Below are 15,037 nucleotides of genomic sequence, written 5' to 3' on the forward strand. Positions count from 1 at the left end.
CGAACTCGATCACGGCCGCGCCGGCGGGCGCAAGGGTTCGGCTCACGGCATTCCGAGCAGGGCCTCGCGCTGTTGGACAACCTGTTCGCCGATCGCATCCACCACCGCGGCCACCTCGGGTCGGCGCAGCGTCTCGGCCCGGGTCACCAGCCAGTAGCTCAACCGCACCGACACCGTGCGCGGTAGCACTCGAATCAGGTCGTCGTGGCGGTCGGCCATGAAGCACGGCAGCAGTCCCAGCCCGGCCGCGGCGCGGGTGGCCTCGACGTGGACGAAGACGTTGGTCGAGGTCACCGACTCACGCATGGCCGGGGCGAAGCTGGCGGCCAGGTCCAGGTCGTCGACCTGCAACATCGAGTCGATGAAGTACACCAGCGGATAGCGGGCCAGCTCGTCGACGCGCTGCGGCGTGCCGTGTTCGGCGAGGTAGTCCCGCGAGCCGTAGAGACCGAGGCAGTAGTCGGCCAGCCGGATCGCCTCGGCTCGGTGCACCTGCGGTTCGCCGACCACCACCTCGACGTCGTGGCCGGACCGCTGCTGGGAGGCACGCCGGGTGGCCGTCACGATCTCCACTGCGACGCGGGGATGGTCCCGCTGCACCCGGGCGGCTGCCGGCGCGGCGATGTAGGCGCTGAAGCCGTCGGTCGCCGAGATGCGGACCACCCCCTCGAGCGCCCGGTGCCCGGCCCGGTCCACCGACAGCGATCGCACGGCGGAGTCGACAGCCTCGGCCGCAGCCAGCGCATCACGGCCCAGATCGGTCAATTCCCAGCCGCCCGCCGCGCGGGACAGCAGCCGCCCGCCGACCGATCGTTCCAGCGCCGCGATGCGCCGCGAGATCGTCGTGTGGTTGATCCCCAGTTCCTCGGCAGCGGTGGTGAACCGGCCCGATCGCCCCACCGCAAGCAGCACCAGGAGGTCGTCGGCGCTGGGCCGGCGGGGCGGCGGAGACGGCACTTCTGCATTTTTGCAGACAGTCGCTGCGAAGTTGACCATTGCAGGCACCTCGAAGCTGCAGGAATACTCAGCCGAATGTGTGGACCGTCACATCCAGCGCAGCGTGTGCGCCTGACCATGGAAGGGAGCCTCCGATGAGCTCGCCCCATCCGTCCCAGCCGGACACCAGCCCACCCGGTTCCGTCACCACCGGGCTCAAACGCGTCGTCGTCGCCTCGATGGCCGGCACGGTCGTCGAGTGGTACGAGTTCTTCCTCTACGGCACGGCCGCCACGCTGGTCTTCAACAAGATCTTCTTCTCCGAGACCACCAGCGAGCTGAACGCGATCTTCCTGGCCTTCGCCACCTACGCGGTCGGCTTCGTCGCGCGCCCGGTCGGCGGCATCGTGTTCGGCCATTTCGGTGACAAATACGGCCGTAAGAAGCTGCTGCAGTTGTCGCTGCTGCTCGTCGGCGTCGCCACCTTCCTCATGGGCTGCCTGCCCACCTACGGGCAGATCGGCTACTGGGCGCCCGGCCTCCTGGTGGCGCTGCGCTTCATCCAGGGCTTCGCGGTCGGCGGTGAATGGGGTGGGGCGGTGCTGCTCGTCGCCGAGCACAGTCCGAACCGGGAACGCGGCTTCTGGGCCAGTTGGCCGCAGGCCGGCGTGCCCGCGGGCAATCTGCTCGCCACCATCGTGCTGTTGGTGCTGACCACCAGCCTCTCCGATGCGGCGTTCCTGTCCTGGGGCTGGCGGGTCGCGTTCTGGCTGTCGGCGGTCGTCGTGCTCATCGGCTACTACATCCGCACCAAGGTCACCGACGCGCCGATCTTCGTCGCCGCCCAGCAGGAGGCCGAGCGCATCAAGTCCACCTCGTTCAGCGGCATCGAGGTGCTCAAGCGCTATCCGCGCGGCGTCTTCACCGCCATGGGGCTGCGCTTCGGCGAGAACATCATGTACTACCTGGTGGTCACCTTCTCGATCACCTATCTCAAGGTGCAGGTCGGCGCCGATACGACATCGATCCTGTGGTACCTGCTGTTCGCCCACGCAGTGCATTTCGCCGTCGTGCCGTTGGTCGGCCGGCTGTCCGATCGCTACGGCCGGCGCCCGGTGTACCTGGTCGGCGCCATCGTCGGCGCCACCTGGGGCTTCTTCGCCTTCCCGATGATGAACAGCGGCAACTATGCCGTGATCACGGCGGCCGTCACGATCGGCCTGGTGTTCCACGCGCTGATGTACGCCCCGCAGCCGGCGATCATGGCCGAGATGTTCCCCACCCGGATGCGCTATTCCGGTGTCTCCCTGGGCTATCAGGTCACCTCGATCGTCGCGGGATCGCTGGCGCCGTTGATCGCGGTCAAGCTGCTCGACATCTACGACTCGTCGGTGCCGATCGCCGTCTACCTGGCGCTGTCCTGCCTGATCACCCTCGTCGCGGTGGTGGTGTCGCGGGAGACCACGGGCATCGATCTCAAGACGCTCGACGACGCCGATGCCGACGATGTCGCGCGAGCCGGCGCGAGAACCGGTGCGGCATGAGCGATCTCGCAGGCCGTACCGCGTTGGTCACCGGCGGGGCGAGTGGCATCGGGGAGGCCTGCGCGCGGGAACTGGCGGGCCGCGGAGCCGTGGTGACCGTCGCGGACGTCGATGCGGAACGTGCCACAGCGTTGGCCGAGGAGATCGGCGGGAACGCGTGGGCGGTCGACCTGCTCGACGTGGGAGCCCTCGAAGGGCTGCCTCTGGACGTCGACATCCTGGTCAACAACGCCGGGGTGCAGCGCATCGACCCGATCGTCGACTTCGCGCCGGAGAACTTCCGGATGCTGATGACGCTGATGGTGGAGGTGCCGTTCCTCCTGATCCGCGCCGCGCTGCCGGCCATGTACGCCCAGAAGTTCGGCCGTATCGTCAACATCTCCTCGATCCACGGACTGCGCGCCTCCGAATACAAGGTGGCCTACGTGACCGCCAAGCATGCGCTCGAGGGGCTGTCCAAGGTGACCGCACTCGAAGGCGGACCGCACCAGGTCACGAGCAACTGCGTCAACCCCGGGTATGTGCGCACCCCGCTGGTCACCAAACAGATAGCCGATCAGGCCAAGATGCACGGCATCGGTGAAGATGACGTGGTGGCCGACATCCTGCTCAAAGAAAGCGCGATCAAACGTCTCGTCGAGCCCGCCGAGGTGGGTTCGCTGGTGGGGTGGCTGACCTCCCCGCAGGCCGGCATGGTGACCGGTGCCGCATACACCATGGACGGCGGGTGGAGCGCACGATGACTGCCCCGCAGTGGACGCCGACCGACGACGACGTCGCACGCGCCAGGGTGACCGATTTCGCGCGCTTCGCCGGTGAGCGGGCCGGCCGGACGTTCGAGGACTACCGGTCACTGTGGCAGTGGTCGGTCGACGACCTCGCCGGCTTCTGGGGTGCGCTGTGGGAGTACTTCGACCTCGGTGATCCGCCCGCTGAGGTGCTGGCCGCCCCCGGCATGCCGGGGGCACGCTGGTTTCCCGGCGCTCGGCTCAATTACGTCGACCAGGTGCTCCGTCACGCGCGCACCGACCGGCCGGCCATCCTCTACGTCACCGAGGAGATCGACGTCACCGAGCTCTCCTGGGGCGAGATGTTGCGCGCAGCCGCGGGTTTTGCCCACTCCCTGCGCGAGCTCGGCGTCGGACCGGGTGATCGGGTCGCGGGTTATCTGCCCAATGTGCCGGAAGCGGTCATCGCCTTCCTGGGTACCGCGAGCGTCGGCGCGGTGTGGAGCGCATGCGGCCAGGACTACACCGCCAAGGCCGCGCTGGATCGGCTCGGGCAACTCGAGCCGACGGTGCTGGTAGCCGCCGACGGATACCGATTCGCCGGTAAGACCCACGACAAGTCCGCCGACGTCACCGCTCTGCGTGCGGGACTGCCGAGTCTGCGGGCCGCGGTGATGATCACCCGGGTCGGCCTCGGCGCGCCGGACTCCGACTGGCTGGACTGGGCTGACGTCACCGCGGGCGAGCACGAACTGGACACCGCCGCCGTCGACTTCGACCATCCGCTGTGGGTGCTGTACTCGTCGGGGACCACGGGTCTGCCCAAAGGTATCGTGCACGGTCACGGTGGGGTGGTGGTCGAGCATCTCAAAGCGGTTGCGCTGCAATCGGATATCGGTGCCGACGACACCTTCCTGTGGTACACCAGCCCGAGCTGGATGATGTGGAACTTCCAGGTGGCCGGCCTGCTGGTCGGGGCGACGATCGTCTGCTACGACGGCAGCCCCACCCATCCGACGGCCGACACCCTGTGGCGGATCGCGGCCCGGGTCGGGGCCACGGTGTTGGGCACCAGCCCCGGTTATGTGCTCGCCTGCGACAAGGCGGGCTCGGTGCCACGCAAGGAGCACGATCTGTCCGCCCTGCGGACGGTGGGCATCACCGGATCGTCGCTGCCGCCGGCGTCGTCGATATGGTTGCGCGACAACGTCGGCGATCATGTCCAGATCGCGTCGATCAGCGGCGGCACCGATGTGGTGAGCGCATTCATCGGTGGGGTGCGCACCGTGCCGGTATGGGCGGGGGAGCTGTCGGCCCCCTACCTGGGTGCGGCGGTCGAGGCGTGGAACGAGGACGGCGAACCCGTGCGCGGCGAAGTGGGCGAACTGGTGGTCACCAAACCGCTGCCGTCGATGCCGCTGCGGTTCTGGAACGACGATGACGGACATCGTTATCGCGAGGCCTATTTCGAGATGTTCGACGGCGTGTGGCGCCACGGCGACTGGATCACCATCACCGACCACGACAGCGTCATCGTGCACGGCCGCTCCGATTCGACGCTCAACCGGCACGGCATCCGGATGGGCAGCGCCGACATCTATCAGGCCGTGGAACGGCTGCCGGAGATCGCCGAGGCATTGGTGATCGGCGCCGAACAACCGGACGGTGGCTATTGGATGCCGTTGTTCGTCACCCTCGCCGAGGGCGCCGAACTCACCGACGACCTGACCGAGCGCATCAAGCAGACCATCCGCACCGACGTGTCGCCGCGGCATGTGCCCGACGAGATCGTGCTGGCGCCCGGCATCCCGCACACCCGGACGGGTAAGAAGCTCGAGGTGCCGATCAAGAAGCTGTTGCAGGGCGGGGACGCGACCAAGGTCGTCGAGCCGACCGCGGTGGACGACCCAGCTCTGCTGGAGTGGTACGTCACGCAGCGACGAGCCTGACGATGTCGAGGACGAGCCCGTCCTCCATCACGCTCCTGGTGCGCACGGGCGGCCCTGGCAGCGGCGGCGCGGTGGATCGATAGACCGCACCGGTGGGCGTCCGGAACTCGGCGCGGTGCTCACCGTCGAGCACCTCGGTGGTCACCACCCACCCCGGCGCCTCCTTGGCGTAGTTGCAGGACTCGCACTCGCCGAGCCCGTTGACTGCGCTGGTGGGACCGCGTTCGCGGTGCGGTCTTGCGTGGTCGTGGTGGCGGATGGGCGCGTTGCAGTAGGGGGTCCGGCAGATCCGGTCGCGAATGTCGATGAAGGCGGCCAACCCTTTCGGGAACGTGCGGGCCCTGGATTCCATCGCCACCAGCGCGCCGCTCCGCGGGTGACGGTAGAGGCGTCGCAGTGTCGCCTTGGCCGTGTCGTCGTGGACGGCGTCGGCGACCAACGCCCGCACCACGGCGGCGGGCACCGGGCCGTAGCCTTCGCACCAGCCCGGCTCCTCGTCGTCGCCGACCAATGTGGTGTCGGCCAACACCAGGTTGAGTGACACCGACACGGGCTGCTCGGCGGGGCGCCCCGTCACGCGCTCGACCATGGTGTCGGCCATGACCTGGTCGCGTGACCGCTCGTCGTATGTGGTGTCGGCCTGGCGCTTCAGCGCGGCGAACACCCCGACCCCCTGGGCGACCGGCAGCAGCGCGGTCACATAGACCATCGTGTCGGGTGCGGGGCGGATGGTGACCCGCCGGTCGGCGGTCGCCTTCGCCGTGCGGTCCACCACCGCGGCGACATCCAGGCGGGCCGCGATCCGCTTGGCTTCGGCCGCGACCCGGGCGTTGCTCCAGCCGTCGAATCGCGCCGCATCCGAACACAATTCGGCGTCGAGTGTGCGGCGGTCCTCGACGCTCAGGCACGCCGACTCCCGCACGATCAGGGTCGCTCGCCACTCCGACAGGGCGCCGCACGCCAGCGCCGCCAGCGTATGCGGCATCTCGTGGACCAGCGCCCGGGCCATGCCGAGGTGGGTGTTGCCGCATACCGGGGCATCGCGACGGGCCAGCGCGATCTCGGTCGTCAGGCCACGGCCGCGCTTCTTCTTCGGCACTCCCGCCGCCGCTTCGGCGGCCTCCCGTCTGGCCGCCCATGCCGCCGTCGCTCGCGCCTGAGCCGCGGCGGCGGCGTACTTCACCCGTTCGAGCTGTTCGACCTGCGCGCGCAGCTCCGCCTCATCCGCATCGGGATCGATGTCGAACAGAGTTTCGAACATGCCATCACGGTAGCGCGGGGCACCGACACGTCAGTCCAGCCACGAACTCATCCGGCGCAGCGCCTCGGTGATGTCGGCGGTCGGTCCGGCGAAGGAGAACCGCACATACGACCCGCCGTACACGGTGTCGAAGTCGATCCCCGGTGCGATCGCGACCCCGGTGTCGGCCAACAGCTTCGAGCAGAACGACAGCGACTCCTCGGTGTAACGCGATACGTCGGCGTACACGTAGAAGGCGCCGTCCGCGGGAGCGAGTCGGTCGATCCCGAGGTCACGCAGCCCCGCCAGCAGCAGGCGGCGGTTGTCGGCGTAGTGCGCCAACAGCCCGTCGGCCTCGGCCACCGCCTCCGGGCCGAAGGCCGCGACGGCGGCGTGTTGCGCCAGCGCCGGCGGGCAGATGGTGAAATTCCCGGTCAGCCGGTCGACGGCGCGGCGTAATTCGGCCGGCACCAACAGCCAGCCCAACCGCCACCCGGTCATCGCGAAGTATTTCGAGAAGCTGTTGACCACCACGGCATTACGTGAGGTCTGCCAGGCGCAGCTGGTCTCCGGCGCACCCTCGTAGACCAGACCGTGGTACACCTCGTCGCTGATCAGCCGCACACCCTCGGCGTCGCACCACGACGCGATCGCGGCCAGTTCCTCAGGCGGGATCACGGTGCCGGTCGGATTGGCCGGGCTGGCGACGATGACGCCCTGCACCGGCGGATCGAGTTCGGCCAGCATCGCGGCGGTGGGCTGAAAGCGGGTGTCCTCGCCACACGGGATCTCGACCACGTCGCACCCGAGTGCGGTGAGGATGTTGCGGTAACAGGGATAGCCCGGGCTGGCGATGGCGACTCGGTCGCCGACGTCGAAACACGCCAGGAAGGTGAGCAGGAATCCGCCCGACGATCCGGTGGTGATGACCACGTCGTCCAGGGTCACCTCGAGGCCGTAGCGCTCGGCGTAGGAATCGGCGATCGCCGCCCGCAGCTCCGGGGTGCCGAGCGCCACCGTGTAGCCGAGCTTGTCCTCCTGCAGCGCGGTGACGGCGGCGGCCCGCACCGCGGCCGGGGCGCCGACGCTGGGCTGCCCTGCCGAGAGGTTGACCAGATCGCCGTGGCTGCGCTGTCGCTCGGCCGCGGCCAGCCACACATCCATGACGTGGAAGGGCGGGATGCCGGCGCGCAGCGCCACGTGGTCGCTCACCATTCGAGGCTAGAACACCCGGTGATGTTGATCGCCGGCGCGCCCGCGGCCCGTCGGACTAGAGCACCTGCGATTCGAGCCGGCGCAGTTGCTCACGTGGCGGCCCCAACAGCTGGGCGCTGCCGTGTGCGCGTTTGAAGTACAGCTGGATGTCGTGCTCCCAGGTGATCGCGATCCCGCCGTGCATCTGGACCGCCTCGGCGGCGACCGCGGTGAACGCCTCGCTGGCGGAGAACTGCGCCAGGGCCGCCGAGGTCGGCGACGGGCTGCTGATCGCCTCATCCACGACCGCCTTGGCGGACTGCACCTTGACGTAGAGGTCGGCCATCCGGTGCTTGAGGGCCTGGAAGCTGCCGATCGGGCGGCCGAACTGCACCCGGTCCTTGGTGTATTCGACGGTCAGCTCGAGACACCGGGCGGCCGCGCCCACCTGCTCGGCGGCCACCAGCAGCGCCGCGAGGTCCGCCAGCCCCGGATCGGCGCCGATATCGGTGGTCTCGCCGGCCTCGACGCGGGCGAGGTGGCGGGTCAGGTCCATGGCGTGTAGCGGATGGGCGGTGAACGTCGTCCACCGTGTCAGCCGGTCACCGTCGGCGCCGATCACCACGTCGGCGACATCGCCGTTGACGACGTACTCGGGATCGAAGACGACCGTGCCGAGCGTGGCGCCCTCGGCGAGCCCTTCGATCGCGTCGGTGTCCGGTTCGTCGGCGGACAGCAGCGCCAATTCGGCCAGCGTCGTCCCCAGCAGCGGGGTGGGAACCAGCGCGCGCCCGAGTTCGTGCAGCACCACCGCGGCATCCGCGAGTTCGCCACCGGCGCCGCCGAGGTCCTCCGGCACCACCAGGGCGGCTGCGCCGACCTGTTCGCACAACAGGGTCCACAGCGACGCGTCGTACCCGCGCTCGGAGGCCATCGCTTCGCGGACCCCCGCGGGGGAGGCGTGTTTGTCGACCAGCGCCGCGACGGTCTCGCGCAGCAACTCCCGTTCTTCGCTCACGTGAGGGCCTCCAGGAGACGGTGCCGGTGGGTGGACGGATCGCCCCATGCGCTCCGCAGCGCCTGCACGCGCACCAGCCACAGCGACAGGTCGTGTTCGTGGGTGAAGCCGATCGCGCCATGTGTCTGCAGCGCGCAGCGGGCGGCGAACAGCGCGGCATCGGAGGCGGCGATCTTGGCCGCGCTCACATCCCGCGCAGTGTCCGCCGATCGGTCGGCCAGCGACAGCGCGGCGCCGTACACCAGCGGGCGGGCCATCTCCACTGCGATGTGCACGTCGGCGAGCTTGTGCTTGATCGCCTGATAGGAGCCGATGGCCCGGCCGAACTGATGGCGCTGTTTGGCGTATTCGACGGACTGGTCGAGCATCGCCTGACCCGCCCCGACCAGCTGCGCCGCGGTGGCCAGCACCCCGAATTCGTAGGCGCGGTCGACGTCGGCGTCGTGGGCACCGCCGGAGGAACTGACATCGAACAGTTTCCGGCTGGGGTCCACCGATTCGTGCGGTTGCCCGGCAGCGGCGTCGGCGACCGTGCCGTCCTGCGCCAGCAGGACCAGGCCGGCGGTGTCGGCGTCCACTGCGCGGGGCACCTGCGGCGGCATCGCGACCGTCGCGATCAGTTCACCCGCCGCCAGCGCAGCGCTGCGGTCGTCACCGGCCAGCAGCACCGGCGCCACGGCAACCGATTCCACCACCGGGCCGGGGACACACCAGCGTCCCAGTCGTTCCGCGGCGACGACCAGGTCCACCGGTGAGGCGTCGATGCCGTCGTGTTCCTCGCCGACCATCAGCGCGGTGACGCCGAGATCGGCCAGCTGCGACCAGATCTTGCGTCCCGGTGCGGTGTCGCCGTCGGCCCACGCCCGCACCGCACGCGGTACGTCGGCGGCCGACAGCGCGGCATCGATGCTGGCGGCGAAATCGCGCTGCTGTTCGTCGATCTCGAAGTTCACTTGGTGGTCCCCTTCGGTTCGCGGGGCAGGCCGAGCAACCGTTCGGCGATGATGTTTCGCTGGATCTCGTTGGTGCCGGCGTAGATCGGCCCGCCGAGGGCGAACAGCAGCCCGTCGGTCCAGGCGTCGGCCAGTTCGGCGTCCGCCCGGCGCAGGTCCAGGGCGGTCTGGTGCAGGGCCACATCGAGTTCGGACCAGAACACCTTGGTCACCGACGACTCCGCGCCCAGCTCCCCGCCGCGCGACACCCTGGTCACCGTGCCGAAGGTGTGCAGCCGATAGGCCTGCGCCTTGATCCACGCGTCGGCGACGCGTTCGGCGAACGCCGGATCCTTGTCCTTCTGCCATTCCGCGACCAACCTCTCGGCCGGGGCCAGGAAGCGGGCCGGGCTGCGCAGCGACATTCCCCGCTCGTTGCTCGACGTGCTCATCGCGGCGCGCCACCCGTCGTGCACCTCCCCGATCACGTCGTGATCGGGGACGAAGACGTCGTCGAGGAAGACCTCGCCGAAGCCGGTGTCGCCACCGAGCTGCATGATCGGCCGCACGGTGACACCGTCGGCCTTCAGGTCGAACATGAAGTACGTCAGACCCTTGTGGCGCTGCGCCTGCGGGTCGGACCGGAACAGGCCGAATGCCCGCTCCCCGAAGACGGCGCGCGAACTCCAGATCTTCTGGCCGTTGAGGCGCCAACCCCCGTCGGTGCGGGTCGCGGTCGAGCGCAGCGACGCCAAGTCGCTCCCGGATTCGGGTTCCGACCACGCCTGCGCCCAGATCTCCTCGCCGCTGGCCATCTTGGGCAGGACGCGGTCGAGCTGTTCGGTGGTGCCGTGGGCGAACAGCGTCGGTGCGAGCATCGACGTACCGTTCGCACTGGCCCGTCCCGGCGCGCCGGCCCGGAAGTACTCCTCCTCGTAGACCACCCACTGCAACAGGCTGGCATCGCGGCCGCCGTAACGCTGCGGCCAGGTGATCACCGACAGGCCGGCGTCGAACAGCACCTTGTCCCAGCGCCGGTGTTGTTCGAAACCCGCTGCGGTGTCATAGGACTCGGTCGGGAACGCGTCCCGGTTCGCCGCCAGGAAGTCGCGCACCTCGGCGCGGAATTCCTCGGTGGCATCGTCGAATGAGAGATCCATCGGAACTAGTGCGCCCTTTCCCGCAGCAGTGGTTTGACGACTTTGCCGCCCGGATTGCGGGGCAGTACGTCGAGGAACTCCACCGATCGCGGCGTCTTGAAATTCGCCAGATGGTCGCGTGCGTAGGCGATCACGCGTTGCTCGTCGAGTTCGGCTCCCGGTTTGACGACGACGAACGCTTTGCCCACCTCGCCCAGGCGTTCGTCGGGAACCCCGATCACGGCTGATTCGGCGACGCCCTCGAGTCGGGCCAGCACCTGCTCGATCTCGGCCGGATAGACGTTGAAGCCGCCGCAGATGTACATGTCTTTGAGCCGGTCGGTGATGCGCAGGTTGCCGTGCTCGTCGACGATTCCGATATCGCCGGTGTGCAGCCATCCCTCGGTGTCGATCGTCGCGGCGGTCGCCCCGGGGTCGTCGAGATAGCCGAGCATGACGTTGGGGCCCCGCAGCAGTACCTCACCGGTTTCCGGGGCGATGCGCAGTTCGAAGTCGGCGATCGGCCGCCCGCAGGTCGTCGCGACGGTCACCGGATCATCCTCGGGGCGGCACATGGTGCCGAATCCGCTCGCCTCGGTCAGGCCGTAGGCGGTCAGTACGATGTCGATGTCCAGTTCGGACTGCATGCGCTCGATCAGCACGACCGGAACGACCGCGGCGCCGGTCACTGCGAAACGCAGTGAATCCAGCTGGTAGCCAGCCCGTTTCGGGTGGTCGAGCAGAGTCTGGTAGATCGTCGGCGGTCCGGGTAGCACGGTGATGCGGTGTTCGGCGACGGCCCGCATCGCGCCCTCCGGGTCGAATGTCAGCTGCGGGATCAGCGTCGCGCCGGTCTGCAGACAGGTGAGGATGCCGGCTTTGTAACCGAAATTGTGGAAGAACGGATTGATGCAGAGGTAGCGGTCCGACGAGGTGAGCCGTCCGCACTCGGCCCAGGCCGCGGGGGCGTCGAGGGATTGCCGGTGTGCGCACAGCACACCCTTGCTGCGGCCGGTGGTACCTGAGGTGAACAGGATGTCGGCGACGTCGTCGGGCCGCACCGCCGCGGCCCGGGCGTCTGCTGCGTCGAGATCGCTTCCGCGCGCGATGAAGCCATCCCAAGACTGGACCGACGCCGCGTCGCCCTCCTCGACGGGGACCCGCACGATGTGGCGCAGTGCGGGCAGTGCCGACCGGTCGAGACCGGCCGCCCGATCGGTTCCGAGGAACTCTCCGGCGGTGATCAGCAGCGGCGCAGCGGCGCGGGCCAGGATGTCGCCCGCCTCGCTGGCGGTGTAGCGGGTGTTGAGCGGGACGACCACGCCCCCGGCGTAGGTGGTGGCGAGCGCGGCGACCACCCAGTGCCAGGTATTGGGTGACCAGATCGCCACGCGGTCACCCGCATGGATACCCAGGTCGATCATCGCCGCCGCCGCGCGACGGACCTCGTCGCGCAACTGCGAGTAGGTGATCCGGCGGTCGTCGGTCACCACCGCCTCGTGATCGCCGTACTGTTCGGCGGTCCGGTCGAGAACGGCGGGGATCGTCCTCGGGGCGGTCGTCATCGATGCTCCCTCTAGATCGGATCGCCCGGCTCCGCCGCCCACCGTTCCCCAGGCTCCACGGCGGTCATCGTCGACCGGGCACCAAAGCAAGTGCTTGGTAGGTTAGCCTACAGGGGTGATAGAGGTCCAGGAGTTCCGGGCCGAGGTCCGGCAGTGGCTCGCCGACAATCTCGTCGGCGAATACGCCGCGCTCAAGGGGCTGGGGGGACCCGGCCGCGAGCACGAGGCGTTCGAGGAGCGGCTGGCGTGGAACCGCCACCTGGCAGCGGCCGGGCTGACGTGTCTGGGCTGGCCCGAGAAGTACGGCGGCCGCGGCCTCTCCGTCGCCCACCGGGTGGCGTTCTACGAGGAATACGCGATCGCCAACGCCCCGGCCAAGGTCAACCATCTGGGCGAGGAACTGCTCGGCCCGACCCTGATCGCCTATGGCACCGAGGAACAGAAGCAGCGGTTCCTCCCGCGGATCGTCGACGTCACGGAGTTGTGGAGCCAGGGCTATTCCGAACCCGGCGCCGGCAGCGACCTGGCGAACGTGTCGAGTACCGCGGTGCTCGACGGCGATCAGTGGATCATCAACGGCCAGAAGGTGTGGACGTCACTCGCGCACTGGGCGCAATGGTGTTTCGTGGTCGCCCGCACCGAGAAGGGGTCCAAACGGCACGCCGGTCTGTCCTTCCTGCTGGTGCCCCTCGATCAGCCCGGCGTCGAGATCCGGCCGATCATTCAGCTGACCGGCGACTCTGAGTTCAACGAGGTGTTCTTCGACGACGCGCGCACCGACGCGTCGCTGGTCGTCGGTGAGCCCGGTGACGGGTGGCGCGTCGCCATGGGGCTGCTGACGTTCGAGCGCGGCGTCTCGACACTGGGCCAGCAGATCGAGTACGCCCGCGAACTGTCCGGCGTCGCCGAGCTGGCCAAGAAGACCGGCGCAGCCGACGATCCGTTGATCCGTGAGCGCCTGACGCGGTCGTGGGTGGGATTGCGCACGATGAGGTCGTACGCGCTGGCGACGATGGACGTGGAACAGCCGGGTCAAGATAACGTGTCGAAACTGTTGTGGGCCAACTGGCATCGCGAACTCGGTGAGATCGCCATGGATGTGTCGGGACGCGCCGGGCTCACACTCGACGACGGTGAGTTCAGCGAATGGCAGCGGCTCTACCTGTTCTCGCGGTCGGACACCATCTACGGCGGATCCAACGAAATCCAGCGCAACATCATCGCCGAGCGGGTGCTCGGCCTACCCAGGGAACCGAAGGGATCATGACACTCAGCGAAGCGCCCAAGGAGATCGACGGCCACGGTCTGCTGACCGGCAAGGTCGTCCTGGTGACGGCCGCGGCCGGCACCGGGATCGGGTCGACGACGGCGCGCCGGGCGCTGCTCGAGGGCGCCGACGTGGTCGTCTCCGACTACCACGAGCGCCGGCTGGGGCAGACGCGTGACGAACTGGCAGCACTGGGGTTGGGCAAGGTCGACGCCGTGGTGTGCGATGTGACGTCGAGTGCGGCCGTCGATGCGCTGATCACCTCGACGGTGGAGAAGGCCGGGCGGCTCGACGTCCTGGTGAACAACGCCGGTCTCGGTGGGCAGACCCCCGTCATCGACATGGCCGACGAGGAGTGGGACCGCGTCCTCAACGTGACGCTGACGTCGGTCATGCGGGCCACTCGTGCGGCCCTGCGTTACTTCCGCGACGTCGAGCACGGCGGGGTGATCGTCAACAACGCCAGCGTGCTGGGCTGGCGGGCGCAGCATTCCCAATCGCATTACGCCGCGGCGAAGGCCGGGGTGATGGCGTTGACCCGGTGCAGTGCGATCGAGGCCGTCGAATACGGCGTGCGGATCAACGCGGTGTCGCCGAGCATCGCCCGGCACAAGTTCCTGGAGAAGACCTCGTCGTCGGAACTGCTGGACCAGCTCGCCCAGGGCGAGGCGTTCGGCCGGGCCGCCGAACCGTGGGAGGTCGCTGCGACGATCGCCTTCCTCGCCAGCGACTATTCGAGCTATCTGACCGGCGAGGTCATCTCGGTGTCCAGCCAGCATCCCTGAGTATCTCCACGATTTCTTCACAATCGCTGCCGGAAAGCTCCACACCCCGGATTTACAGTCGAGACCGTGAAGCGGATCCTCGTGGTCGACGACGAGCCGACCATCCTGGCGCAGGTGGCCACCCGGCTGCGCGCCGAGGACTTCGCCGTCGAGACGGCCGTCGACGGCCCGTCGGCGGTCGCGGCGGCCGCGAGCACCGCACCGGATCTGGTGATCCTCGATGTGATGCTGCCCGGCTTCGACGGTCTGGAGGTGTGCCGCAGGATCCAGGCGCAGCGGGCCACCCCGGTGTTGATGCTGACGGCCCGCAGCGACGAGACCGACATGCTGATCGGCCTCGGGGTGGGCGCCGACGACTACCTCACCAAACCGTTCAGCATGCGCGAACTGGTGGCGCGGGTGCGGGTCCTGTTGCGCCGCATGGACCGAGCCGGTGACGGCGAGCCCGTCCTGATCGGCGAGTGCCGGATCGACCTGCAGGCCCGCCGCGTCCATCGCGGATCCGACGAGGTCCACCTCACCAGGACCGAATTCGACCTCCTCGCGTTCCTCATCCGCCGGCCGCGCGCGGCGGTCAGCCGGGAGGTGCTGCTGGAGCACGTATGGGGATGGGCCTCCGGGGTGGAGAGCCGCACCGTCGACACCCACGTCAAGGCGTTGCGGCGCAAGCTCGGAGCCGAGCTCATCCGCACGGTGCACGGCGTCGGGTACGCGCTGGAGATCCCGAGATGAGCGCCGCG

13 protein-coding genes are annotated in these 15,037 nt (G+C 68.8%); 6 read left to right on the top strand and 7 right to left on the bottom strand.

Annotation, left to right across the window (positions count from 1 at the left end; translation table 11 throughout):
- Positions 1-42: 42 nt before the first annotated feature.
- Positions 43-996, bottom strand: coding sequence for a LysR family transcriptional regulator (locus ACN27E_RS21170; RefSeq protein WP_422744452.1), 954 nt, complete (start codon positions 994-996; stop codon positions 43-45).
- Positions 997-1,091: 95 nt separating this feature from the next.
- On the opposite strand from ACN27E_RS21170, the gene ACN27E_RS21175 reads away from it, so the two are divergent.
- Genes ACN27E_RS21175 through ACN27E_RS21185 form a run of 3 tightly spaced genes read left to right on the top strand, consistent with a single transcriptional unit; the run spans position 1,092 to position 5,157 of the window.
- Positions 1,092-2,480, top strand: a complete 1,389-nt coding sequence (locus tag ACN27E_RS21175) for an MFS transporter (protein WP_422744453.1) — start codon at positions 1,092-1,094, stop codon at positions 2,478-2,480.
- Entirely contained in the window at positions 2,477-3,223 is a 747-nt protein-coding gene (locus tag ACN27E_RS21180; protein WP_422744455.1) for an SDR family oxidoreductase, read from the top strand. Before ACN27E_RS21175 ends, ACN27E_RS21180 begins: the two co-directional genes overlap by 4 nt.
- Positions 3,220-5,157, top strand: coding sequence for an acetoacetate--CoA ligase (locus tag ACN27E_RS21185; RefSeq protein WP_422744457.1), 1,938 nt, complete (start codon positions 3,220-3,222; stop codon positions 5,155-5,157). Before ACN27E_RS21180 ends, ACN27E_RS21185 begins: the two co-directional genes overlap by 4 nt.
- Here the strand turns inward: ACN27E_RS21185 and ACN27E_RS21190 are convergent.
- Genes ACN27E_RS21190 through fadD3 form a run of 6 tightly spaced genes read right to left on the bottom strand, consistent with a single transcriptional unit; the run spans position 5,138 to position 12,245 of the window.
- Entirely contained in the window at positions 5,138-6,418 is a 1,281-nt protein-coding gene (locus ACN27E_RS21190) for an HNH endonuclease (RefSeq protein ID WP_422744458.1), read from the bottom strand. The genes ACN27E_RS21185 and ACN27E_RS21190 overlap by 20 nt on opposite strands.
- A 30-nt stretch (positions 6,419-6,448) precedes the next feature.
- A complete protein-coding gene (locus tag ACN27E_RS21195; RefSeq protein WP_422744460.1) occupies positions 6,449-7,609 on the bottom strand; it encodes a pyridoxal phosphate-dependent aminotransferase in 1,161 nt (386 codons plus the stop codon).
- A 58-nt stretch (positions 7,610-7,667) separates the two neighbouring features.
- Positions 7,668-8,609 (bottom strand): acyl-CoA dehydrogenase family protein, encoded by a 942-nt coding sequence (locus ACN27E_RS21200; RefSeq protein WP_422744461.1) that lies wholly within the window; start codon positions 8,607-8,609, stop codon positions 7,668-7,670.
- The gene (locus tag ACN27E_RS21205) at positions 8,606-9,562 is read right to left on the bottom strand and encodes an acyl-CoA dehydrogenase family protein (RefSeq protein ID WP_422744463.1); all 957 of its coding nucleotides are present in this window, start codon (positions 9,560-9,562) and stop codon (positions 8,606-8,608) included. Before ACN27E_RS21205 ends, ACN27E_RS21200 begins: the two co-directional genes overlap by 4 nt.
- Positions 9,559-10,701, bottom strand: a complete 1,143-nt coding sequence (locus ACN27E_RS21210) for an acyl-CoA dehydrogenase family protein (RefSeq protein WP_422744465.1) — start codon at positions 10,699-10,701, stop codon at positions 9,559-9,561. The genes ACN27E_RS21205 and ACN27E_RS21210 overlap by 4 nt, the downstream gene beginning before the upstream one ends.
- Before the next feature lie 5 nt (positions 10,702-10,706).
- Positions 10,707-12,245: a 3-((3aS,4S,7aS)-7a-methyl-1,5-dioxo-octahydro-1H-inden-4-yl)propanoate--CoA ligase FadD3 gene (gene fadD3 / locus ACN27E_RS21215; RefSeq protein WP_422744467.1), complete on the bottom strand. Its 1,539-nt coding sequence runs from the start codon at positions 12,243-12,245 to the stop codon at positions 10,707-10,709.
- 115 nt (positions 12,246-12,360) lie between these two features.
- Here fadD3 and ipdE1 point away from each other — a divergent pair, with 115 nt between their 5' ends.
- From ipdE1 to ACN27E_RS21230, 3 genes are all read left to right on the top strand, one after another.
- Positions 12,361-13,512: an acyl-CoA dehydrogenase IpdE1 gene (gene ipdE1 / locus ACN27E_RS21220; RefSeq protein ID WP_422744468.1), complete on the top strand. Its 1,152-nt coding sequence runs from the start codon at positions 12,361-12,363 to the stop codon at positions 13,510-13,512.
- Positions 13,509-14,297 carry a (5R,7aS)-5-hydroxy-7a-methyl-1-oxo-2,3,5,6,7,7a-hexahydro-1H-indene-carboxyl-CoA reductase gene (ipdF, locus tag ACN27E_RS21225; protein ID WP_422744470.1) on the top strand — a complete coding sequence of 263 codons (789 nt, stop codon included), beginning with the start codon at positions 13,509-13,511 and terminating at the stop codon, positions 14,295-14,297. The genes ipdE1 and ipdF overlap by 4 nt, the downstream gene beginning before the upstream one ends.
- Before the next feature lie 66 nt (positions 14,298-14,363).
- Positions 14,364-15,029 carry a response regulator transcription factor gene (locus tag ACN27E_RS21230; protein ID WP_422744471.1) on the top strand — a complete coding sequence of 222 codons (666 nt, stop codon included), beginning with the start codon at positions 14,364-14,366 and terminating at the stop codon, positions 15,027-15,029.
- The last annotated feature ends 8 nt before the right edge of the window (positions 15,030-15,037 follow it).

Source organism: Mycobacterium sp. WMMD1722, from assembly GCF_049315205.1.
Lineage (GTDB): Bacteria > Actinomycetota > Actinomycetes > Mycobacteriales > Mycobacteriaceae > Mycobacterium.

Excerpts from the sequence above, each read along its gene's own strand:
- ACN27E_RS21170 (WP_422744452.1), bottom strand. The coding sequence starts at position 996 with ATGGTCAACTTCGCAGCGACTGTCTGCAAAAATGCAGAAGTGCCGTCT.
- ACN27E_RS21175 (WP_422744453.1), top strand. The coding sequence starts at position 1,092 with ATGAGCTCGCCCCATCCGTCCCAGCCGGACACCAGCCCACCCGGTTCC.
- ACN27E_RS21180 (WP_422744455.1), top strand. The coding sequence starts at position 2,477 with ATGAGCGATCTCGCAGGCCGTACCGCGTTGGTCACCGGCGGGGCGAGT.
- ACN27E_RS21185 (WP_422744457.1), top strand. The coding sequence starts at position 3,220 with ATGACTGCCCCGCAGTGGACGCCGACCGACGACGACGTCGCACGCGCC.
- ACN27E_RS21190 (WP_422744458.1), bottom strand. The coding sequence starts at position 6,418 with ATGTTCGAAACTCTGTTCGACATCGATCCCGATGCGGATGAGGCGGAG.
- ACN27E_RS21210 (WP_422744465.1), bottom strand. The coding sequence starts at position 10,701 with ATGGATCTCTCATTCGACGATGCCACCGAGGAATTCCGCGCCGAGGTG.
- fadD3 (WP_422744467.1), bottom strand. The coding sequence starts at position 12,245 with ATGACGACCGCCCCGAGGACGATCCCCGCCGTTCTCGACCGGACCGCC.
- ipdF (WP_422744470.1), top strand. The coding sequence starts at position 13,509 with ATGACACTCAGCGAAGCGCCCAAGGAGATCGACGGCCACGGTCTGCTG.